Below are 22,954 nucleotides of genomic sequence, written 5' to 3' on the forward strand. Positions count from 1 at the left end.
CGTTGCTCAAAGCGCCGCCATGAACCGCGCGGCGCTTTGCAAAAGCAGGTCGTTTTGTGCGGGCCTGCCAAGCGAAAAGCGCAGGAATGCCTCCAGTCCTGCCTCGCGGGTACGCCCCACGATCAGCCCCGCATCATCAAAGAAATGCACAACCAGCGCCTCGATCACCTCTGCGTCCGCGCCGTCGATGGACACCAGCAGAAAGTTGGTGCCACTGGGTAGGGCACTGATACCCAAGGCCGCCAAGGCCACCGCGACCCGTTCACGTTCCAGGACCAATGCAGCGACCCGGTCGCGCACCACGTCGATGTCGGCCAGCGACGCCAAGGCTGCGGCCTGCGCCAGTGCGTTTACACTCGCCATGCCCCGCGCAGCATAAAACCCCGGCAACATCTGACGTGGCGCATGCGCCCACCCAACGCGCGCGCCCGCCAACCCATAGGCTTTGGAAAAGGTGCGGGTGACGATGACATTGTCGTATGCCTTGGCCAGCCCGTGAACAGCCGCAGCGCTGTCAAATCCGTTAAATTCACAATAGGCCAGATCAAGCACCAGCACGACATGTGGCGGGGTGTTCTGCGCCAGTCTGGCCAATTCTGAAAACGGCAGAACCGTTCCTGTTGGATTGTTCGGGTTGGCCACGAAGATCAGTTTTGTCCGCGCCGTGATCGCCGACAAAATCGCATCAACGTCGGTGGTGAAATTGGTCTCGGGTGCTTTGACCAACGCCGCCCCTTGCCGCCGGGTGGTCATTTCAAACTGGATATATCCATAGGCCGAGATCAGAACCTCGTCGCCCGCGCGGGCGAAATTACGGGCGATCACGTCAAGCAATTCCTCGGACCCGTTGCCACAGATGATGTCATCCGCGTCCAGACCATTGACCCCGGCCAAAGCCGCACGCAGCGCGTCACAGGTCGCACCGCCATAGGCATTCACATGATGTGCGGCCTTGTCCAACGCAGCGGCAACCAAGGGCGTCGGCCCGTAAGGCAGTTCATTGTAGCCCAGATTGACGGTCGGCAACCCTTTGGGCTGCGGCCTCTCAATTCGCCCGCGCACGACCAGCGGCGTAAGATATGACTGTGGTTTGGCTGTGATCACCCCGTCTGTGCTCATCTCACTGTCCTGTCGTTTTGCAGATCACACATCACCGCCCACATGTTGCGCGATCAGGTCTTTATAGAGACCCTGAATGATCCTGGTCACAGGCCGGTCCCCATCACCGATGGGCTTGCCATCAATTTGAGCCACCGGTGTTTGCGCCCCAAACGTCCCGGTCAAAAACGCCTCATCCGCGCCATAGGCCTCATAAAGCGAGAAGTTCTTTTCATAGACCGGTATGTCATTGCCGCGGCACAAATCTATCACCTTCTGGCGCGTCACACCGTTCATGCAATAATCCCCCGTCGAGGTCCAAACCGCGCCCCGCCGCACGATGAAAAAGTTGCAGGCGTTGGTGGTGTTCACAAACCCATGCGGGTCCAGCATCAATGCCTCATCCGCGCCCGCCGCGTCGGCCTGAAGGCAGGCAATGATGCAGTTGAGCTTGGAATGACTGTTCAGCTTGGGGTCTTGCGCATGCGGCAGCCCGCGCACCTGCGGCACCGATGCCAGCCGGATACCGGCGGTTTGCAACCTATCCACGGGCTTTGAATGCTCCATGATAATCACCAGCGTCGGGCCCGAGGTGCTGAGCGCAGGATGCTGAAACGGCTTGTCCTTGATGCCGCGGGTCAGCATCAGGCGGCAATGCACATCATGGGTCATGTCGTTCGCCGCAGCCGTGCGGGTCAGCGCATCCATGATGCCCGCCTTATCCATACCAACATCCAGCGCAATCGCTTTGCACGAGTTGAAAAACCGGTCCATGTGTTCGTCGAAAAACGCCCATGACCCGTGATAAAGCCGCATCCCTTCCCATATCCCGTCACCCAGCATAAAGCCCGCGTCATAGACCGACACTTTGGCCGCATCGCGGTGCACAATGTCCCCATTCACATAAATCTTGATGTCGCGGTTGCGGATATCTGCATCCGCGTCGTGGGTGGTTTTGTGGTCAGTCATACGTTGCTTTCTGATTTTGTGCTGGGGCCGCTTTGGATTTTACCCGCATTGATGCCTGAACCAAGGGCAAATCAAAATGATCATTTGTTGGCCCACCCTAACGGGCAACGGACCGGCCGTCAGAACCAGTCCGCGACAGGCATCGCGCTGAAATGTCGTTTTTTCCGGGTGGGCTGCCAGTTCCAGTTTCTATCATCAAACCCAGACCCGCCAGCCTTAAGGATCTGTCATGGCCACTTCATCCACGCTGCCGCCCGCGATTGATGCCTTTATTCGAACCACTGACAGCAACGGCATCCCGGCCTCTGTCATGAAACAGGCCGCGCTGCTTTTGCTTGATACGCTTGGCATCGCCATTGCCGCCACCCCGATGGAGGCAGGCGTGCTGGCCCGCGATACCGCGCGGCGGCTTTATGGGGCGGCAGACCCCCGTGATATGGCATGGATGATGTTTGACGGGCGCACGGCCAGCCTTGCCGGCGCTGCCTTTGCCACGGCAAGCCAGATCGACAATCTTGATGGGCACGATGGTTACAACCCGACCAAGGGCCATATCGGTGTGGCCGTGGTTCCCGCGCTTGTGTCATTCGCCCAACACATCCCCAATCTGAGCGGCATGGACGCGCTGGCGGCTCTTGTGGTCAGCTATGAAATCGCCGGACGCGCGGGCATTGCCCTGCACGCCACTACGCCCGATTATCACACATCCGGCGCGTGGAACGCGCTTGGCGTTGCAGCGCTTGGCGCGCGGTTGCGCGGCACCTCTGCCGCTCAATTGCGCGAGGCGCTAGGCATTGCCGAATACCACGGACCGCGCAGCCAGATGATGCGCGAGATCGCCAATCCAACCATGTTGCATGATGGCTCTGGCATGGGCGCGCTGGTGGGGGCGTCCGCGCTGATCATGGCTGAAATCGGGTTCACCGGCGCACCGGCAATCACCGTCGAAGCGCCCGAGGTCGCGGACCACTGGGCCGATCTTGGGACATTCTGGCAGGTCGCGCACCAATACATCAAACCCTATCCAATCTGTCGTTGGGCACATGCGGCCATTGATGCCGCGCGCGAAATCTGTCTGGCAGGCAACGTCACCGCCGATCAGGTGGACAAGATCGAAATTCATAGCTTTCACAACGCTGTACAGCTTTTTGCGACGATGCCCGACACGACTTCCAAGGCGCAATATTCCCTGCCCTTTGCCGTGGCGACGATGGTCGCCCATGGGACGATTGGATTGCAGCATATCTCGGACAATGGCCTGTCTGATCCGGTTGTCGCAAACCTTGTTGCCCGCACGCAGATGCACGAGGCCGCGCATCACGAAGCGCGTTTCCCAGCGGGCCGCTGGGCCGATGTGACAATGACGCTAAAGGATGGGCACGTCCTGACCTCGGGCGATGTGCATGCGCGCGGCGGGCCGGAACGCCCGTTTGACGCAGGCGACATCATCGCAAAATACATGTCCTTTGCTGTGCCGGTCCTGGGAGCGCAACGTGCAGGCGCGATCCGCGATGCCTGCCTGTCCCTGACGGACGGCACCGCGCTGTTTTCAAAGCTGCTCGGTCATCTGAAAGACGCCCCGTAGCCGGTTGATCCTGCGCGCTGTTATTGATCCATCAAAAAGGTCAGCATCCGCTCTTCTGAGGCATAAAGGTCAGACACGCTGCGCACCTTCGGCGTCAAAACCTCGTCCCCGGCCAGATCAATAACTGCCGGATGTATATAGCTGTTGCGCGCAACGGTTGGCGTGTTGTGCAACCGCTCGGCTGCGGCCTCTGCCATCGCTTTGATCGTGGCCGCGCCTTTCTCTGCTACCTCATACGCGGCCAACGTACCGGTCCATGTGCGAAAGGTCTTGGCGGTAATGCCATCCTGCCCGGAGGCATCTGCGAGATAGCTGTTCAACCCGGCGGAACTGAGCCTCTGAGGTGTGCCATCATCATCCAGCCAACTGAGCACTTCGGCACCGGGCAGATCGTTCACCTTGCCCAGGATCCGCGCCAACGTGCGGTCGTTCATCTGCTTGCGGACTTTCTTGCCACCCTTGGCAGTGAACCGCAGGGAAATGGTGTTGCCATCCAAATTGACATGTTTGCTCCGCAAGGTCAGCGCCCCATAGCTGCCGTTTTCGCGGGTGTAATCCGGGTTGCCCACCCGCATCGCCGTACGATCAATCAGCGCCACCGCGCTGGCCAATGCGAAACTCTGCTCGCCCGCATCACCCTTGAGATCGCGCATCACCCGGCGCCGGATGCGCGGCAAGGCATGACCGAAATTCACCAGACCCGCAAACTTGGTTTCCGCCTGTGCGGCGGTCCACTCCATGTGATAGCGGTACTGCTTGCGCCGACGCTCATCGCGCCCGGTGGCCTGCAGATGACCATTGGGCAACGCGCACATCCAGACGTCTTTATAGGCGGGTGGCACCGCCAAAGCCTCAAGCCGCCTCCGTTCAGCGCCTTGCGCAATCGTGGTGCCGTCCGGTGCCGTATAACTGAACCCGCGCCCGCGTTTGCGCCGGGTGATCCCCGGTTGATCATCGCTCACGTAGATCAGCTCACTTGGCACCACGCCCCTATCCTTTGCGGACTTCGGAGGACAGTTTGAGCACGCCAGAGCCATCTTCCTGTTCGATATAAAGGGCAGGATCATCGTCTGACCCGTTGCGCGTCACCTCAGTACCCTGCAATGTCCGGGTGACTTTGCGGTCATAGGTTTTCTCAACAGTGCCCACGGCGGTACCGTTGCCCCAGTCCCATTCGACCTTGTCACCTTTGCCAAAGTCAGCCATCGCAGTTCCCCCCCAATTTGCCTGATCATGTTTTGCAACGCACGGCCAAACGCTCCGGTTCCCGATGTGATTAATTCCCGGCACGCTGTCTGGCATTTTTCAGCGGCCTATGGCACGTCTGCTGGATGAAGATTTTCTCATCCAGATCGCGCCCGGTTCATATGGGCAGCTACCCCTTGGAACGGTTGCACAGGCTTGATCGGGCGCACATGCGCCTGCCCGAAATGCCGTTCCCCACCATAAGCTTTGCCCGCCCTGATCGCCCCGAAAGCATCGTCAATGCCATGGGCCCGTTTCAGGCCATGATGGATGTACTGCGCAGCGGCAAGGTGAACCCGGCGCGGGCCAATATTCCCGATGACCCGGTGACGCGCGCCAATCACCTCAAGGCATTTGGCTATTACAACGACGCCTCAATGATGGGGATCTGCGCTTTGCCGGAGGCCGCCCGACTTGCCACCCCGCGCCGCAATCGCGAAACGGACCAGTTGGCCCACGACCTGAAAACCCGCCAGACCAAGACGCTGGCCGCTGGTGTTGATGTGATCATGGCCAATTTGCGCGATGCGGCCACCACACCCGTACCGCCGCTTGGTGCGCATACCCATGCGCTGGTGATCCTGACCGCGTTCCCCCGTGATCCACGCAAAGGCGAGCCGGGCAGCGACTGGATCATCGACGCCCAAGCCCAGCGCGCCTGCCTGCGTGCCACTGAAAACGCCACAGTGCTTGGCGAATACATCCGCCAGTTGGGCTTTGATGCGCGGGTGCATTCGGCCACCACATCCGACGTGCATCTGGGCAAACTGGCGGTGGCGGCGGGATTGGCCGTGTGCGAAAACGCTGCAATCAGCGCGCCCTGGATCGGCACACGGTTCGGGATTGCCGTGGTAAGCACGGACATGACTTTGGCCCCCGACCTGCCGCTGGCCCCGATGAAGGATCAGCCGTGGTCCGCGCTCAAAGGACCGCATTGGCAACTTGGCACCCACGGCGGCGTGCACGCGCGCAGCCACGATCCCTATGCCAGCCGTGATTTTGCCGCCGGACCGCACCCCTTTGAGAACCTCAAGCGGGTCGACAATCCCACCACCTACATCGACGCGCCCAACGTGCCGCGTATCCCCAAGCGCACCGACATGTTTGCGCGCGGACAGTTTGGTGACATGGGGCCAAAGGTTCAGGATGCGATGAAAGGCGGGCATCACGTGGTCAAATCCGCGCCCTCCGCCGCGCAACGCCGCCTGCTGGGCGCGCTCATTCTGTTACAGGACGGCACCGTCGCCCCTGACCCGGCACAGCTTGACCCCGCCCGCAATGCCGCCAACCTCAAGGCCGCCAGCTATTTTCTGGGGACAGATGCGGCAGGTCTGTCTGCCTGTCCCGACTGGACATGGTACAGCCATGACGCCACCGGCACCCCCATCACGCCGCCCCATGATCAGGCGCTGAGCATGATCATCGATCAGGGGTTCGACACCATGGAAGGATCATCAGGCGATGATTGGATCGCAGTATCGCAATCCATGCGCGCCTATCTGCGGTTTTCAATGCTGGGTGGTGTGATCGCACAGCACCTGCGCAATCTGGGCTATCCAGCCAAAGCACATACGGTGATGGATGGCGATGTGCTGCAACCGCCGCTGCTGTTGTTGGCCGGTTTGGGTGAGGTCAGCCGCATCGGCGAGGTGATCCTGAACCCATTCCTTGGACCGCGTCTGAAATCCGGCGTGGTCACAACAACCCTGCCGATGGCGCACGACAGACCCATTGATTTTGGTCTGCAAAAATTCTGCGAAGCCTGCAACAAATGCGCGCGTGAATGTCCCTCCGGTGCAATCACCGCCGGGCCGAAAAAAATGTTCAACGGCTATGAAATCTGGAAATCCGACAGTCAGAAATGCGCCACGTATCGCATCACCAACCAGGGCGGCGCGATGTGTGGGCGGTGTATGAAAACCTGCCCGTGGAATTTGGAAGGACTGTTTGCAGAACGGCCTTTTCGCTGGGCTGCCATGAACATCCCGAAGGCAGCGCCGATGCTGGCCAAGCTGGATGATAGAGTCGGCAAAGGTCGACTGAACCCGATCAAGAAATGGTGGTGGGATATCGAAGTGCGCCCCGATGGCGGCTTTGATGTGCCGCGCGCGCCTGTCAACGCGCGTGATCTGCAAACCGATCTGGACCTCAAATTTGAGGATCAGACATTGGCCGTCTACCCCGCGCCCCTTGCCCCGCATCCATGGCCCTACCCGGACCCGATGAACCGCGAGGCCGGGATCAAGGCACATGCGGATCTGTTGACTGCCGATGAACACCGCGCAAAGAATGCGCGCGGCGATACCGATCACCTGCATCTTTATGCTGTGGGCAGTGATGCCCCGGTCCTTGACCTGCGCATCACGGCGGCAGAACACCTCAGCGACGGCGTGACCCTTTATGATTTTGCGCACCCCGAAGGCCATGATTTACCACAATGGACCGCTGGCGCGCATCTGGATCTGGTGGTCGCGCCTGAGTTCCTGCGCCCCTATTCGCTGCTTGGTGATCCTGCCGACCGCAGCAGGTACCGCATTGCGGTGCTGCGCGAGGACGAGGGCCGGGGTGGGTCCGCACTGCTGCACCGGGTCTTTTCCAAAGGGCGGAGGGTGTTTGTGTCAAAACCCGTGAATCACTTTGAATTGGTCGAGGATGCACCGTTTTCCCTGCTGATGGGCGGTGGCATTGGCGTGACCCCGATGATCGCATTTGCGCATCGGCTGCACGCCATCGGCAAACCCTTTGCCCTGCACTATTCCGCGCCCCGGCGCGCTGCGGCGGCCTTTGCAAACATCCTGCCAACCATGCCATGGGCAGCACAAGTTCACCTGCATATCTCAGCCGAAGACACCCGCGCCGATCTGCCCGTGATCATGGCCGGACTGCCCAAGGGCGGCCACGTCTATACCTGCGGTCCTGATGCTTACATGCAATCTGTCATGACAGCGGCAAAGCAGGCCGGCGTTGCAGAGGACGCCTGCCACCTTGAATATTTCTCGACCCCCGATGTGCCCGCTTATGTAAACCATCCCTTTACCCTGCGGCTTGCATCAGGACGCGATATTGCCGTGGCTGCGGATCAGTCGGCCACCGACGCGCTGATCGCCGCAGGAATTTCCGTAGACATCAAGTGCAGCGATGGGATATGTGGCGTGTGCAAATGCGGCGTGCGGAGCGGCGCTGTGGAACACCGCGACTTTGTGCTTTCCGCCAAACAACGGCAAACCGCCATGATCCTGTGCCAGTCGCGTGCCACAGAACCCGGCGGCATAGTGGAGATTGACCTATGAAAACCGCACTTGTCACCGGCTCTTCGGGGTTTATCGGCTACTTCACATCTCTGGCGCTGCTGGGTGCCGGATGGCGTGTGGTGGGCCTTGATTGCCTGTCAAATTATTATGACGTTGCCCTCAAGGAACGCCGCCAATCCATGCTGAACACGCATGCCAATTTCAGCGTGATCAATGACCGGCTTGAAACGCCCGGCACCCTGATGGCGCTCTTCAAGAAATACCGCCCAGATACGGTCATTCATCTGGCAGCCCAGGCGGGGGTGCGCCACTCCATTGACGCACCGCGATCGTATCTGCAATCAAACCTTGTCGGCACGTTTGAACTGCTGGAAGCCGCTAGGGCTTATCCGCCAGCGCATATGTTGCTGGCCTCTTCCTCATCTGTTTACGGGGCCAACACCGATATGCCCTTTGCCGAAACGGACAAAGTCGAAACGCAAATGTCATTCTATGGGGCCACCAAGAAGGCAACCGAAACGATGGCGCACAGCTATGCGCACCTTTACGGCCTGCCAATCACCATGTTCCGTTTTTTCACGGTCTATGGCCCTTGGGGCCGCCCCGATATGGCGCATTTCAAATTCACCCGCGCGATCCTGAACGGCGATCCCATCGATATTTATAACCATGGTGATATGCTAAGGGACTTTACGTACATCGACGATCTGGTCGCCTCACTTGTGGCGCTGATCGACGTTGTGCCCGAAACGGGTGTCCCGGTTGCACATGACAGCCTCTCTGCCGTTGCACCGTTTCGCGTGCTCAATATCGGCAATGGCACACCGATAAAACTGATGGAGTATATCACCGCGATCGAGGCCGCCTGCGGGCGCACTGCAACCAAAAACTACCACGACATGCAGCCCGGCGATGTGCCTGCCACCTGGGCCGATTCGACGCTCCTGCAGACACTCACAGTCAAACGCCCCGCCACCCCCATTGCCACCGGCCTGCAAAACTTTGTGGACTGGTACCGGGACTATTACAAAACCTGACCTTACCCTTCACCCTTTTTCAAATACCGATATCCCGCCCTTTCCGCGCAAAGCCAAAGCCGCTATGAGGCAGCACATCCGCCATAAAATGAGACCCAAAATGACTTTCAACCGCTCGATCAAGATCGCCCCCTCAATCCTTGCCGCCGATTTTGCGAATTTCGGTGCAGAATGTGAGGCGATTGAGGCGCAGGGTGCCGATTGGGTGCATGTCGATGTGATGGACGGTCATTTTGTCCCCAACATCAGCTTTGGTCCCACCACCTGCGCTGCGATCCGTCCCCACATCAAAGGGGTGATGGACGTGCATCTGATGATTGCCCCCGTTGACCCCTATATCGACGCTTTCGCCTCGGCCGGGGCCGACATCATTACCGCGCATGTCGAGGCAGGGCCACATATTCACCGGACATTGCAGGCCATCCGCGGCGCTGGGGCCAAGGCAGGCGTCGCGCTCAACCCCGGCACCCCTGCGGATGCCGTGGCGCATCTTCTCGACCTCACCGACCTGATCTGTGTGATGACCGTGAACCCCGGATTCGGGGGGCAGAAATTCATCGACATGACCGACAAAATCAAATCACTGCGCGCAATGATTGGCGACAGGCCCGTGCATATTGAAATCGATGGTGGCGTGGATGCCAAAACGGCACCGCTGGTCGCAAAAGCCGGGGCAGATGTGTTGGTTGCGGGGTCTGCGGTGTTCAAAGGCGGCTCCGTCAGCGACCCTGCGCCTTACGGCGAAAACATCCGCGCCATTCGGGCAGCGGCGCAAGGCACCTACGTCTGACCCAGCCGCAACGCACGCATCACTCACCCGGTCTTAACGTCCTGCACCTAGAACTCACTTTGTCGCGACATCTGCTGAAAGGTTAACACCTTTTGGCAAACACCGTAAACGAAGGGGCCCCTTAAAATCGGGTCATTTCTGAACAGTTCAGACATGCAGGGTAAAATCCTGTCTCTAACATCCGATCTGGCGGCGCCGCCACTTTTCACCGGGCCAAAACGATCCAACTTTGCAAAATGAACAACCGCCGTGACTCTGGCCACGTGTGGCATGTCGCGCTGCCCTATCCGGCGCGTTTGAACACACCGCTGCCACGTGACAAAACCGTGCCATCCGCGCTGCGTATTTCAGCCTCGGCATGGACGATCTTGTACCCACCTCCCATGACTTGACCGGTCGCAATAACCTCACCAAGGGCCGCCGGGGCAAGGTATTGCGCATTCAGTGACAGCGTCACCACGGGCACAATGTCCCCCTGCCCGGCCAGATGCCGCGAGGCGGCAAACCCGGCAGCAGCATCCAGCAGCATCGCGTGAATACCGCCCTGAAGCGTGCCGTTGCGATTGAGATGCTTTGCCTCGACAGTCAAACGCACCACCGCCCCGCCAGCAGGATCGCTCAGATCAATGCGGTATCCCACCAAATCCTGCGCCCCCGATCCGGTGGCTTTGTGCTCAGGCAAGGGCAATGCGTCAGCGGGTGGTAATGGCAATGAAACGCTCCAGATGATGATCGGTGTCGCCAAACCGGTGGTCGGCCATGACGATGCGCTTGGCGATATGGGCAAGTTCATAGTCCTGCGTCATCGCAATACCGCCGTGCATCTGAATGGCATCCTCGGCCACCAGACGCCCCGCCCGACCGATCAGGTTTTTGGCCGCAGATACATATCGTTCGCGGGTCTCACGCGCGGCCTCAAGATGACCCGCCGCGTTGATCACCGCTGAGCGGGCCTGCTCCATCTCGATCATCAGGTCCGCTATGCGGTGTGCCAGTGCCTGAAATGTCCCGATCGGGCGGCCAAACTGCGTGCGGGTGCCAAGATAATCGCGGGTCAGCGCACAGGCGGTTTCCATCGCGCCCAGCGTTTCGGCGCATTGGGCAACACTCGCAGCTGCGATGCGCGCCTCGATGGCAGCGAAAGCACCGCCCGGCTTGCCGAGGCGCGCGATGTCGGGGATTATCACGTTATCAAACATGACCTCAGCGGCACGGCCTCCGGCAAGCAGAGCGTAACCTTGGATTGTGACCCCCTTTGCATCTGCTGGAACAAGAAAAAGCGAGATGCCTTTTTCAGAGTCCACCGAACCACTCTCCCGGGCCGAAACCACAAGCAGATTGGCAGCCTCACCGTTGACCACGGCAGCCTTGGCACCATTGAGGACGATACTGGCACCGTCTTTGCTTGCCGTTGTCTTAACGCGGCTCAGGTCATACCGGCTTGTCGGTTCGCCATGGGCGAATGCCATCTGCAGTGTCCCCGCGATCACCTGTTCAACCAGTTCCAGCTGATCGCCTTGGCCCAGATCGGCAACCAGACCCCCGGCCAGAATGCCGGTATCAAGCAAAGGTTCGACCACGCCGGCGCGGCCCAGTTCCTCAAACACCACCGCGATGTCAAAGCCCGCGCCGCCAAAGCCGCCCTGATCCTCACCAAAAAGCGCTCCGATAACGCCCAGCTCTGCCAGCCCGGTCCAGATTTCGTCGGAAAAGCCCGTGTCGCTTGCCAAAATCGCATTGCGGGTGGCGGTACCGTATTTGTCGCGCAAGAACCGTCGCAAGCTGTCTTGCAGCATTTGCCGCTCATCGGTCAGCTCAAAATTCATGCGCCGCCCCCCAGAACGGTCTTGGCGATGATGCTGCGCTGAATCTCGTTTGAGCCACCATAGATCGACAGTTTACGGTTGTTGAAATACTGCGCCGCCACCGGCCCGGCGGCCAGCGGATCAGGCAAGGCGGCGTTTGACCCCTCGACCGCCTCGGATGCAAAGGGCATTGCGTAAACACCCGCCGCACGCCGCGCCAGATCGTTGATTTCCTGACGGATGATCGTGCCTTTGACCTTGAGCATTGAGCTTTCCACGCCCGGGGCCTGCCCCGCTGCGGCGCGCGATACGATCCGCAGATTTGTGGTGGACATGGCCATCAGATCAATCTCGACCTGTGCGACACGTGCTGCGAAATGGGGGTTTTCGATCAACGGCTTACCCCCCGCCATTTCAGCGCGCGCGATGCGTTTCACGGCCCCCAGCCCAGCCTGCGAAAACCCGACGCCCGCAATGTTCGTGCGTTCATGGGTCAGCAGATATTTGGCATAGGTCCAACCCTTGTTTTCCTCACCCACCAGATTTTCCACCGGCACTTTCACATCCGTGAACCAGACCTCGTTCACCTCGGCTCCGCCATCGAGCAACACAATCGGGCGCACTTCGATGCCGGGGGTATCCATGTCGATCAACAGAAATGAGATGCCTTGCTGCTGCTTTACATCTTTGTCTGTGCGCACGAGGCAAAAGATCATGTTGGCGTGCTGGCCAAGGGTTGTCCACGTCTTTTGACCGTTCACGATATAATGATCCCCGTCCCGCACCGCGCGGGTCTTGAGCGACGCCAGATCAGACCCCGCGCCGGGTTCGGAATATCCCTGACACCACCAATCCGCACCGGACAAGATCCGCGGCAACCAATGGTCCTGCTGTGCCTTTGACCCAAACTTCTGCAACACCGGGGCCAGCATCGACAACCCAAAAGGCACGATGCGCGGGGCATAGGCCACCGCTGCTTCTTCTTCAAAGATGTGCTTTTGCACCGCATCCCATTGCGCACCGCCAAAGGCGCGCGGCCAATTGGGGGCCAGCCATCCTTTCGCGTTCAGGATCGCATGCCAGCGTTCATGCCCTTCCTTGCCCAGCGCCTGACCGTTTCTGACCTTGTCGCGCAGATCACCGGGCAGTTGTTCGGCCAGAAATGCGCGAACCTCGTCTCGGAATGCGTTTTCAGCGTCAGAATACCTCAGGTCCATCGCAGCCTCCTAGTAGATTTCAAACAGACCCGCAGCCCCCATGCCGCCGCCCACACACATCGTCACCACCCCCAGTTTGGCCCCGCGCCGCTTGCCTTCGCGCAGCAGATGTCCGGTCATCCGCGCACCGGTCATGCCGAACGGATGCCCAATGGCGATGGAACCGCCGTTGACGTTGTATTTTTCGGGATCAATGCCCAGCTTGTCGCGGGCGTAAAGGCACTGGGATGCAAACGCTTCGTTCAATTCCCACAGATCAATGTCATCGATTTTCAAACCATGCCGTTCGAGCAATCGTGGCACCGCAAAAATCGGCCCGATGCCCATTTCATCAGGCTCGCATCCGGCCACTGCAAACCCTTTGAAGGCCCCCATCGGCTCAAGCCCCGCCTTTTCCGCCGCGACACTGTCCATCAGTACCACCGCCGCCGCGCCATCGCTCAGCTGGCTGGCATTGCCTGCGGTAACCGATCCATCCTCGCGGACAGGGTTCAGACCTGCCAACCCCTCAAGCGTGGTCTGCGGGCGGTTGCACTCGTCGCGATCCACCGTGACGCTGCGCAGCGTGACTTCCTTGGTCTCTTTGTCCTGCACACCCATGGTGGTCTGCATGGCCACAATCTCATCATCAAATTTTCCGGCTGCCTGGGCTGCGGCGATCAATTGCTGACTGCGCAGCGCGTATTCATCCTGATACGCGCGGTCCACGCCATAGCGTTCTGCAACCACATCCGCCGTTTCAATCATGCTCATGTAGACGTCTGGATTATGCTGGCCCAACCATGCTTCCTTGACCGTCTTCGCATGTGGCTGAACCATCGAAATACTCTCGACCCCGCCTGCTACCATCGGCCCTGCGCCTTCCTGACAGATTGCGTTGGCGGCCATCGCCACGGTTTGCAGACCACTTGAACAGAAACGATTGACCGTCAAACCCGATGCCGTCACCGGCAGGCCCGCACGCAGTGCAATCTGACGCGCGATGTTTTGGCCGGTTGCATGTTCAGGGAAACCGCAGCCGATCATCACATCCTCGACAAGGCCCGGATCAATGCCCGCACGTTTCACCGCATGTTCAACCACATGACCGCCCATGGTCGCGCCATGGGTCATGTTGAATGAACCGCGAAATGATTTTGCAAGACCCGTGCGGGCCGCAGAGACGATGACAGCTTGTTTCATGATGCAGCTTCCTTGTTCAGATCATCAAAGGTGCGGCCCGTGGCCACCAGTTCTTTCAGCAAAGGTGCGGGTTGCCAGAACCACGCGTCGTCTTTGGCATAGGCCTCAATATCGGCAAGCAGCGCGGGCAGGCCTTGCAGGTCGGCCCATTTCAGCGGCCCGCCCCAAAAGCGCGGAAAGCCATAGCCAAAGAGCAAGGTCATATCGACGTCCAGTGGACGGCGCGCAATGCCCTCGCCCACAACTTTTGCCGCCTCGTTAACCATCGCGGCCATGTACCGGCGTACGATCTCTGCATCGCTGAAGGTGCGCGGTGTGATGCCAAGGGCCGCTTGTTCATCGGCAATCAGCGTTGCAATTTCAGGGTTCGGCACCCCGCCACGCTTGCCTTTTTCATAGATGTAGTACCCCCGACCGGTCTTTTGGCCAAAATGCCCCTGCTCGCACAGGCGGTCGATATAGGTCGGCACCCGTTCATCCGGGTGGCGGTCCGGCGCTTTGCGTTTGCGAGTGGCCCAGCCGATGTCGAGCCCGGCAAGATCAGCCACCGCAAAAGGCCCCATCGCAAACCCAAAATCCGTCAGGGCCGCGTCAATCTGATAGGGCGATGCGCCATCAAGAACCATGTGATCCGCCGCCGTCCGGTAACGCGCCAAGATACGGTTGCCGATGAAACCATCGCAGACGCCCGCACGCACGCTGACCTTGCCCAACGCTTTGCCCAGCGCAAAGCCGGTGGCCACCACGTCGGGCGCGGTCTGATCCGCAACGACCACTTCAAGCAGCTTCATCACATGCGCGGGCGAGAAAAAGTGCAGCCCGATCACATCGGCAGGCCGGGATGTGCTGGCCGCAATTTCGTTCACATCAAGGTACGAGGTGTTGCTCGCCAAAATCGCACCGGGTTTGCACACTGCATCGAGTTTACCGAACACCTGCTTTTTGACGTCCATATCCTCGAACACTGCCTCGACCACCAGATCAGCCTGCGCAAGGTCGTCGTAGGCCGTGGACACCCGCAGCGCGTTCGTGGTCAAGGCATCAAATTTGCCCTGGTCGATCTTGCCGCGCCTCAAGGCACCCTGCAGATTGCCCGCAATGCGGTCTTTGGCGGCGACCGCTGCGTCATCGGTCATCTCGATCAGCACAACGTCGAAACCCGCCAAGAGCGCCGCCGTGGCGATGCCCGCGCCCATGGTCCCGCCGCCAATCACCCCGATGGCTTTCAGATCACGCGGCGCGATGCCCTTAAGTTCGGGCAGATTGCTGACCGCCCGTTCCGAGAAAAATGCATGGATCATGCCTTGACGTTGATCGGTCTTCATCAGGTCCATGAACATTTGCCGCTCAGCTTTCATGCCTTGGTCAAACGGCAGTTCGGCGCTGGCCTGAACGGCGCGCACAGCCTGGGCCGGGCTGATCTGACCGCGCCCTTTCTTGAGCGTTGCAGCATAGGTCGCATCCCAGTCGATCGGGGCCGGGCCGGGCATTTCGCTGATCGGGCGGCGCGGTGCCGCATCTGCCAAAAGTGATTGCACATAAGCCAGCCCGACGGTTTCGGGATCACCTTCTTCGATCTTGTCGATGATGCCCATCTCAAGCGCCTCTGGTGCCTGAATGTGACGCCCCGTCGTGATCGCATCCAATGCCCGGTCAACCCCGATCAGCCGCGGTAAACGTTGCGTGCCGCCAGCACCGGGCAAGAGGCCAAGATGGACTTCGGGCAGGCCCACCCGCGCAGTTGGCTGGGCGATGCGGTAATGCGCGGACAGGGCAACTTCCAACCCGCCACCCAGCGATACGCCATGCATGGAGGCGACGACCAAAAGCGGTGATGCCTCGATCCTGTTGCACACATCGGGCAACCACGGTTCAAGCGGGGTCTTGCCAAATTCGGTGATGTCAGCGCCTGCAATAAACGCACGCCCCTCGCCCACGATCAGCACGGCGCGCACGCCATCGTCTGCTTCGGCGCGGTCCATCTGGGCCATCAGACCTTGCCGCACGGCGTGTGACAAAGCGTTTACCGGCGGGTTCTGAATTCTCAGAACCGCAATGTCGCCCTGCCGGTGATAGGCGATCTTGTCCTGCGTCTGACTGGCCATTTTTGTCCCCCGGATACCTGCACGTCATTCGGCGACAGCATGTGCGATCCGGTACGGAGTTAAAACCCTGCCCGCACCGTTTTACGGGAAATTTATTGTGTGCCGCAGGGTCATATTCACGCCGCCTTAATGGCCATAGATAAAACAACGCCCCGGCACCGCATCATCGGGCAGGGCAACGTCGCGCAACGTGTCAAAATACATCTTGTCGCTTGAGACCATCAACCCACCTTTGGCGAGCAGCGGTTCGACCAGCGGCGAAATCGCGCGCGCGAACGCATCGTTTTTAGCAAGGTCATGACCGCCAAGATCCGCGTGGATCAGCGATGCTGTCGGGCCAAAACGGCGCAACGCAGCAGGCAGCGTTTCGTATACATCGCCCAACATAAGCCGATCATCCGGCGGGGTGCTGTCGGGGTTCGAGGCAACTGCACGTTCAAAGACGTAAATGTCACGATCCGGCATGATCTCGACCATGTGATGATAGGTGCGCCCATTGCCCAACCCCAACTCAAAGATCGGGCCGTCCATCTGCGCGGTCAAAGCGGCAGCGTGGTTCAGGCAGGCGCGTTGTGACACCATTCGGTTGATGAAGATATCCAGTCGGCTCATGACAATGTTCCTGTCTTTTGCGGGTTACGCCCTACATGGGGGTGATGACGCGGGATTAATAGAGCAGTGGCCTAGACGCTGCGACATAAATCGGCTTCACTGAGAGTGAACAAGAAAAGTACCCTGATCGACAGGACAAAGATGAGCCCTTTGCTGGATGTAGATGCGTTGACGATTGGCTTTGGCAATGCGCCGCCTGTCGTCAGCAACGTCAGCTTTTCGGTTTCTGCCGGGCAAACGCTGGCCCTGGTCGGCGAAAGCGGGTCCGGCAAAACGCTGACCTGCCGCAGTGTGCTGCGCATCTTGCCGGGCGTGGCGCAGGTGCGCGGCGGCAGCATCTCTTTTGCGGGCCAATCAGGATCGGTCGATCTGTTGAAGGCACCCGAAAAGGTCCTGCGCCAGATCCGCGGCGACCGTATTTCGATGATTTTTCAGGAACCGATGCGGTCACTGTCGCCGCTGCACCGGCTTGGCAATCAGGTCGCAGAGGTGTTGCGCCTGCACCGCGACATGGGCCGGTCCGAGGCAAAGCAACGTGTGTTGCAGGAATTTGATCATGTGGGGTTCCCCGACCCGGAACGGACGTGGCGCAGCTACCCGTTCGAGATGTCGGGTGGCATGCGCCAGCGCGCAATGATCGCAATGGCGATGGTGGCGAAACCCGATCTGCTGATCGCTGACGAACCGACAACAGCGCTGGATGTGACCACTCAGGCGCAGGTTTTGGGGCTGATCAACACCCTGCAGGCGGATACAGGAATGGCCGTTATTCTGGTCACTCATGATCTGGGTGTGGTGGCCAATATGGCCGAGCATGTTGTTGTGATGAACAAGGGCCGGGTGATGGAAAGCGGCAGCGCAGAGGAGGTGCTGGGCGCCCCCGAACATGGCTATACCAAAAAACTGTTTGCCGCGGCACCGAAAATCCCCGAGGTGGCCACGCCTGCACGTCCGATGGCCCATGATGATGTTATTCTGGACCTCAAAAACGTCACCAAGACCTATACCATGCGGGCGGGCGGATGGCGCAAACCCCAGATCATAACGGCCTGTCGCGAAGTGAGTGTGCAGGTTGAACGCGGCAAGACCCTGGCCATCGTCGGTGAAAGCGGATCGGGCAAGTCGACCTGCGCGCGGGTGGCCTTGGGGGCAGAACGCCCTGATCCGGGCGGCGAGGTGATATTCTGCCCGTCCAAAGGGGCCAAGGGCATTCCCGTTCATGCAATGTCACCTGACCAGCGCCGCACATTTCAGCGCGAGGCGCAAATGGTCTTTCAAGACCCCTATTCTTCGCTCAGTCCGCGCATGCGGGTGCGCGACGCCCTGACAGAGCCAATGGACATTCACGCAATAGGCAGCACATCGGACCGTCGCGAAAAGGCCGCCGAAATGCTGAGATGGGTCGGTCTGGACCCTGACATGATGCGCCGCTATCCACATGCGTTTTCCGGCGGGCAACGGCAACGATTGTCGATTGCGCGGGCGCTGACACTGGACCCAAAGTTGCTGATCTGTGATGAGCCGACCTCGGCGCTGGACGTCTCTGTGCAGGACCAGATTTTGACGCTGCTTGAGGACATCCGCGACCGTGCGTCATTGAGCTATCTTTTTATCAGTCACGATCTGGCCGTGGTCGCGCGCATCGCCGATGAGGTCGCGGTGATGCGCGGTGGGCTGATCGTTGAACAGGCCCCCCCCGATACGCTGTTTTACAATCCACAGCATCCCTACACCAAAGCCCTGATCGCGGCACAACCGGAACCGGATGTGTCGCGCCCAATCGACCTTGATCTGGTGGCAAAAGGTGCCGGCGCGCCCGGCGAGTGGCCTGAGATGTTCCAGTTTGACGGGACATCCGCCCCGGCCCTGCGCGAACTTGATCCCGGCCACAGGGTGCGATGCCATGCGTAAGCTGCTGATATTCCTCATGCTTTGGTCAACCTGCGCTGTCGCACAACCCGCGTATCAGGAAACCACGTTCTGGGCGAGCGAGGTTCAGCGCGGCGACTTGCCCCCGATTGCCGAACGCCTGCCCGACATGCCACTGGTTGTCGATCTGGCCGCAAAGGGCCGAACATTGGGCAAACAGGGCGGCACCCTGCGCACCCTTGTGTCGCGGTCAAAAGACGTACGGCAGATGGTTGTCTACGGGTATGCCCGGCTGGTGGGGTACGCGCCTGATTATACGCTCTATCCCGATATTCTGCGGGATATCGAGATCGAGGAGGGCCGCAAGTTTACCATGCACCTGCGTCCGGGTCACAGGTGGTCAGATGGGGCCCTCTTTACATCGGCAGATTTTGAATACTGGTGGAAAAGCGTCGTCAACAACGACGAGGTGACCCCCTCCGGTCCGCCCGACTTCATGTTCGTGGATGGCAGCCTCGGCGAGGTGACGTTTCCCGATGCCCATACGGTCGTGTTTGAATGGCCCTACCCAAACCCGAATTTCGTGGCACTTCTGGCGCAGGCCAGCCCGCCATTCATTTACCGGCCCGCGCATTACCTCAAGCAATTCCATGTTGATTTTGCGGACCCCGAAGCGCTCAAGGCTGCGATGCGTGAGGCCCGGGTCCGGACATGGGCAGCGCTGCACAACAAACGCGACAACATGTACAAATATGACAATCCGGCTGAGCCAACCTTGCAACCGTGGATCAACGCCAGCGCAACCGGGTCATCGCGGCAATTGTTTGTCCGCAATCCCTACTACCACCGCGTGGATGCGCAGGGCTTGCAATTGCCCTATATCGACGTGGTGGAAATGACGATTGTCGGCGGCGGCCTGATCGCCGCCAAGGCAAACGCAGGCGAAGTAGACCTGCAGGCGCGCGGCCTTGATTTTCCCGACATTTCGATCCTGAAAAAGGGAGAGGCTGACGGAGGCAATTACCGCACATTGCTTTGGGCCAATGGGGCCGCCAGCCAGATTGCGATCTATCCAAACCTCAATTTCGCCGATCCCGTCTGGCGCGAAGTGATGCGCGACGTGCGGTTCCGCCGCGCGCTGAGCCTGAGCATTGACCGACGAATGATCAACCGTGCCCTGTACTTTGGCCTGGCCAAAGAAGGGGGCATGACCGCGCTGGAAACCAGCCCGTTTTATGATCTGACCAATCTTTATGCGTGGTCGGTCTACTACCCCGCCAAAGCCAATGCGTTGCTGGACGAAATGGGGCTGACAGGACGCGACCCCACAGGTATCCGCCTGTTGCCCGATGGCCGTCCGATGGAATTTGTCATCGAGACCGCAGGCGAGCGGCAGGAGGTCGAAAATGCGCTGGCCATTGTCGCCGATACCTGGCGCGAGATCGGCGTCAAACTTGTTATGCGCCCGCTTGACCGCAACATCCTGCGCAACCGCGTCTATGCCGGGGTCAGCATGGCCGCAATCTGGTATGGTTGGGACAATGGATTGCCCACCTCAGATACCTCCCCGCAATATCTGGCACCTACAAATCAGGAATTTTTTGCCTGGCCGAAATGGGGACAATACTACCAGACGGCAGGCGAGTTGGGCGAAGCACCTGACGACAATGCAGCGATCCGTCTGATGGCGATGTTAGACGGCTGGAACCATGCACATGATGACAAGACCCGCAATATCTTTTGGCGCGAAATGCTGCACATTCACGCCCAGCAGCAATATGGCATCGGCATTCTATCTCAGGCACCGCAGCCGGTTGTCGTTTCAAAAGACCTGCGCAATGTCCCTGAACAAGGCACATGGGCCTTTGATCCGGGTGCGCATTTTGGCATCCACCGCATCGACGAGTTTTACTATGATGAACCACATCAGCAGGTGACCCAATGATGTTCATCAAATATGCGGTCTACCGCTTTTTCACGATGCTGCTGACGCTGTGGGTGGTGTCGATCCTGGTCTTTATCATCATCAACCTGCCACCCGGTGATTACCTCAGCAACCAGATCGCAGAACTGCGCGCCACGGGTCAGGCCGAAGGGGTCGCCAAGGCGGAATTTCTGCGCACGGAATATGCGCTGGACCGACCCTTGTGGGAACAATACCTGATCTGGGTTGGCATGTCCCCTGGACCCAACGGTTTTTCGGGACTGTTGCAGGGCGACTTTGGCTGGTCCTTTGAATTTGACCGCCCCGTCGGTGACATCGTGGGCGATGCGCTTTGGCTGACGGTTCTGGTCAATCTGGCGGCGGTTCTGTTTGTCTATCTGATCGCGCTGCCCCTGGGGGTTCTGGCCGCGGCCAGATCGGAAACATGGGTGGATTATACCGCTGGCTTTGTCGGGTATCTTGGTCTGGCGACACCCAACTTTTTGCTGGCACTGATCCTGTTCTACTACGGCAATAAATATTTCAACCTACCCATCGGGGGCTTGATGGCCCCCGCTTTTGAGGGCGAGCCGATGTCCTGGCCCAAGGTGAAATCCATCTTGCTGCACATGATCGTGCCCACCTTTGTAATCGGCACCTCAGGGGCCGCCGCAATGATGCAACGCCTGCGCGCGAATATGCTTGATGAGCTGAGCAAACCCTATGTCGAAACCGCCATCGCCAAAGGGATGAAGCCGTCGCGGATGTTGGCCAAATACCCGCTGCGCATGGCGTTTAACCCGTTTGTCGCCGACATTGGCAACTTGTTGCCCGCGATGGTGTCCGGCTCGGTTCTGGTGTCGGTGGTCCTGGGTCTGCAGACCATTGGGCCATATTTGCTCGCCGCTCTCAAATCTCAGGATCAGTTTCTGGCGGCCTTCGTGTTGATGTTTGTGGCGCTGCTGACACTGATCGGCACGATGATCTCGGACATGTTGCTGGTCCTGCTGGATCCGCGCATCAGATACGGCGGCCGCGGCGCATGAGCACACAACCAACCAACCGCTTTGTCGATACTGAACCGTGGACGGATGAAACAGACATCAGTGCACCGGAACGGTCTGAAATGGACGCGCCCGGATGGCTGTTGACCTGGCGCAAATTTCGGCGGCACAAACTGGCGTTGGTATCGGGCATTTTTCTGCTGATCTGCTACCTGATCTTGCCGATCGCCGGGTTTGTCGCCCCCTACACCCCGAATGAGCGCAGCGCCGATTACCTTTATGCGCCACCACAAAGCATCAACCTGTGGCACGATGGCAAATGGGTTGGTCCCTATGTCTATCCGATCACCGCCAAGGCCGATCTGGAACAATATCGCTGGACCTATACAACCGATGAAACCCGCCCTGCCCCGCTTGAGTTTTTCTGCGAAGGGCAATCTTACAATCTTTTTGGGATAATCCCGTCTGACATCCACTTTGTCTGTGCACCCAAGGGGGCGACGATATTTCTTTGGGGGTCTGACCGTCTGGGCCGCGATGTATTCAGCCGGATTCTGTATGGTGCCCAACTGTCGCTGACCGTCGGGATCATCGGGATTACGGTATCATTCTTGCTGGGCATCACCTTTGGCGCAATGGCGGGATATTTCGGGGGCAAGACCGATTGGATCATCAACCGCGCGATTGAGATTTTACGCTCCCTCCCTGAATTGCCGCTCTGGCTTGCGCTGTCAGCGGCGGTGCCGTCAAACTGGGGGCCTGTGGCGGTGTTCTTTATCATCTCGATTATTCTGGGCATTCTCGACTGGCCCGGACTTGCCCGCGCCGTGCGCTCTAAATTCCTGTCACTGCGCGAAGAGGAATACGTCAAAGCCGCCGAGATGATGGGGGCAAAACCAGCGCGTGTCATCCGCAAGCACCTGTTGCCCAACTTCATGTCGCACCTTATTGCCAGCGCGACGCTGTCAATACCGGCAATGATATTGGGAGAAACGGCGCTGTCGTTCCTGGGTCTGGGTCTGCGTGCGCCGGCGGTGTCCTGGGGTGTGATGCTGAACGACGCGCAAAACCTTGCGAGCATCGAGATTTATTGGTGGACCGCCATCCCGATGCTGCCGATCATCGTTGTCGTGCTGGCGTTCAATTTCCTTGGGGACGGTTTGCGCGCCTCGCTTGACCCTTACAAGAATTAACAGCGTCACGCCTTTTTGCGACCCAGAGTATCCAGGGTGTTTCATGGGGGGTCACGCCCCCCATGAGA

18 protein-coding genes are annotated in these 22,954 nt (G+C 59.3%); 8 read left to right on the forward strand and 10 right to left on the reverse strand.

All coding sequences use genetic code 11. The annotated features are described in order from the left end of the window. Nucleotides 1-6 precede the first annotated feature (6 nt). The gene (locus tag C1J02_RS16640; RefSeq protein ID WP_114879584.1) at nucleotides 7-1,119 is read right to left on the reverse strand and encodes a histidinol-phosphate transaminase; all 1,113 of its coding nucleotides are present in this window, start codon (nucleotides 1,117-1,119) and stop codon (nucleotides 7-9) included. A gap of 24 nt (nucleotides 1,120-1,143) precedes the next feature. Then, nucleotides 1,144-2,067, reverse strand: coding sequence for an aminotransferase class IV (locus C1J02_RS16645; protein ID WP_114879585.1), 924 nt, complete (start codon nucleotides 2,065-2,067; stop codon nucleotides 1,144-1,146). Between the two features lie 229 nt (nucleotides 2,068-2,296). Between C1J02_RS16645 and C1J02_RS16650 the strand changes: the two genes are divergently transcribed. Then, nucleotides 2,297-3,652, forward strand: coding sequence for an MmgE/PrpD family protein (locus tag C1J02_RS16650; protein WP_114879586.1), 1,356 nt, complete (start codon nucleotides 2,297-2,299; stop codon nucleotides 3,650-3,652). A 20-nt stretch (nucleotides 3,653-3,672) separates the two neighbouring features. On the opposite strand, the gene C1J02_RS16655 is transcribed toward C1J02_RS16650, so the two are convergent. Both C1J02_RS16655 and C1J02_RS16660 read right to left on the reverse strand, forming a co-directional pair. Continuing rightward, entirely contained in the window at nucleotides 3,673-4,638 is a 966-nt protein-coding gene (locus C1J02_RS16655) for a DNA topoisomerase IB (RefSeq protein ID WP_254693132.1), read from the reverse strand. A 4-nt stretch (nucleotides 4,639-4,642) separates the two neighbouring features. Continuing rightward, nucleotides 4,643-4,858 carry a DUF2945 domain-containing protein gene (locus C1J02_RS16660; RefSeq protein WP_114880664.1) on the reverse strand — a complete coding sequence of 72 codons (216 nt, stop codon included), beginning with the start codon at nucleotides 4,856-4,858 and terminating at the stop codon, nucleotides 4,643-4,645. Nucleotides 4,859-5,019: 161 nt separating this feature from the next. On the opposite strand from C1J02_RS16660, the gene C1J02_RS16665 reads away from it, so the two are divergent. The 3 genes from C1J02_RS16665 to rpe all read left to right on the forward strand — a co-directional run bounded on the left by C1J02_RS16665 (nucleotide 5,020) and on the right by rpe (nucleotide 9,975). Further along, on the forward strand, nucleotides 5,020-8,187 hold the full coding sequence (locus C1J02_RS16665) for a 4Fe-4S double cluster binding domain-containing protein (RefSeq protein WP_254693133.1): 3,168 nt from the start codon (nucleotides 5,020-5,022) through the stop codon (nucleotides 8,185-8,187). Further along, on the forward strand, nucleotides 8,184-9,185 hold the full coding sequence (locus C1J02_RS16670) for an NAD-dependent epimerase/dehydratase family protein (protein ID WP_114879589.1): 1,002 nt from the start codon (nucleotides 8,184-8,186) through the stop codon (nucleotides 9,183-9,185). Before C1J02_RS16665 ends, C1J02_RS16670 begins: the two co-directional genes overlap by 4 nt. A 100-nt stretch (nucleotides 9,186-9,285) precedes the next feature. Continuing rightward, nucleotides 9,286-9,975, forward strand: coding sequence for a ribulose-phosphate 3-epimerase (gene rpe / locus C1J02_RS16675; protein ID WP_114879590.1), 690 nt, complete (start codon nucleotides 9,286-9,288; stop codon nucleotides 9,973-9,975). Nucleotides 9,976-10,258: 283 nt separating this feature from the next. Here the strand turns inward: rpe and C1J02_RS16680 are convergent, their stop codons facing one another. From C1J02_RS16680 to C1J02_RS16705, 6 genes are all read right to left on the reverse strand, one after another. Then, nucleotides 10,259-10,687 carry a PaaI family thioesterase gene (locus C1J02_RS16680; protein ID WP_162798359.1) on the reverse strand — a complete coding sequence of 143 codons (429 nt, stop codon included), beginning with the start codon at nucleotides 10,685-10,687 and terminating at the stop codon, nucleotides 10,259-10,261. Next, a complete protein-coding gene (locus C1J02_RS16685; protein ID WP_114879592.1) occupies nucleotides 10,668-11,801 on the reverse strand; it encodes an acyl-CoA dehydrogenase family protein in 1,134 nt (377 codons plus the stop codon). The genes C1J02_RS16680 and C1J02_RS16685 overlap by 20 nt, the downstream gene beginning before the upstream one ends. Continuing rightward, nucleotides 11,798-12,997 (reverse strand): acyl-CoA dehydrogenase family protein, encoded by a 1,200-nt coding sequence (locus C1J02_RS16690; RefSeq protein ID WP_114879593.1) that lies wholly within the window; start codon nucleotides 12,995-12,997, stop codon nucleotides 11,798-11,800. The genes C1J02_RS16685 and C1J02_RS16690 overlap by 4 nt, the downstream gene beginning before the upstream one ends. Nucleotides 12,998-13,006: 9 nt before the next feature. Then, entirely contained in the window at nucleotides 13,007-14,179 is a 1,173-nt protein-coding gene (locus C1J02_RS16695) for an acetyl-CoA C-acyltransferase (RefSeq protein ID WP_114879594.1), read from the reverse strand. Then, nucleotides 14,176-16,284 carry a 3-hydroxyacyl-CoA dehydrogenase NAD-binding domain-containing protein gene (locus C1J02_RS16700; RefSeq protein ID WP_114879595.1) on the reverse strand — a complete coding sequence of 703 codons (2,109 nt, stop codon included), beginning with the start codon at nucleotides 16,282-16,284 and terminating at the stop codon, nucleotides 14,176-14,178. Before C1J02_RS16700 ends, C1J02_RS16695 begins: the two co-directional genes overlap by 4 nt. Nucleotides 16,285-16,410: 126 nt before the next feature. Next, a complete protein-coding gene (locus C1J02_RS16705) occupies nucleotides 16,411-16,896 on the reverse strand; it encodes a class I SAM-dependent methyltransferase (RefSeq protein ID WP_114879596.1) in 486 nt (161 codons plus the stop codon). Nucleotides 16,897-17,037: 141 nt separating this feature from the next. Between C1J02_RS16705 and C1J02_RS16710 the strand changes: the two genes are divergently transcribed. Genes C1J02_RS16710 through C1J02_RS16725 form a run of 4 tightly spaced genes read left to right on the forward strand, consistent with a single transcriptional unit; the run spans nucleotide 17,038 to nucleotide 22,886 of the window. Continuing rightward, entirely contained in the window at nucleotides 17,038-18,807 is a 1,770-nt protein-coding gene (locus tag C1J02_RS16710) for an ABC transporter ATP-binding protein (protein ID WP_114880665.1), read from the forward strand. Next, on the forward strand, nucleotides 18,800-20,710 hold the full coding sequence (locus C1J02_RS16715; RefSeq protein ID WP_114879597.1) for an ABC transporter substrate-binding protein: 1,911 nt from the start codon (nucleotides 18,800-18,802) through the stop codon (nucleotides 20,708-20,710). The genes C1J02_RS16710 and C1J02_RS16715 overlap by 8 nt, the downstream gene beginning before the upstream one ends. Next, nucleotides 20,707-21,735: an ABC transporter permease gene (locus C1J02_RS16720; protein ID WP_114879598.1), complete on the forward strand. Its 1,029-nt coding sequence runs from the start codon at nucleotides 20,707-20,709 to the stop codon at nucleotides 21,733-21,735. The genes C1J02_RS16715 and C1J02_RS16720 overlap by 4 nt, the downstream gene beginning before the upstream one ends. Next, nucleotides 21,732-22,886 carry an ABC transporter permease gene (locus C1J02_RS16725; protein ID WP_114879599.1) on the forward strand — a complete coding sequence of 385 codons (1,155 nt, stop codon included), beginning with the start codon at nucleotides 21,732-21,734 and terminating at the stop codon, nucleotides 22,884-22,886. The genes C1J02_RS16720 and C1J02_RS16725 overlap by 4 nt, the downstream gene beginning before the upstream one ends. Nucleotides 22,887-22,954 lie beyond the last annotated feature (68 nt).

Source organism: Sulfitobacter sp. SK011, from assembly GCF_003352065.1.
Classification (GTDB): domain Bacteria; phylum Pseudomonadota; class Alphaproteobacteria; order Rhodobacterales; family Rhodobacteraceae; genus Sulfitobacter.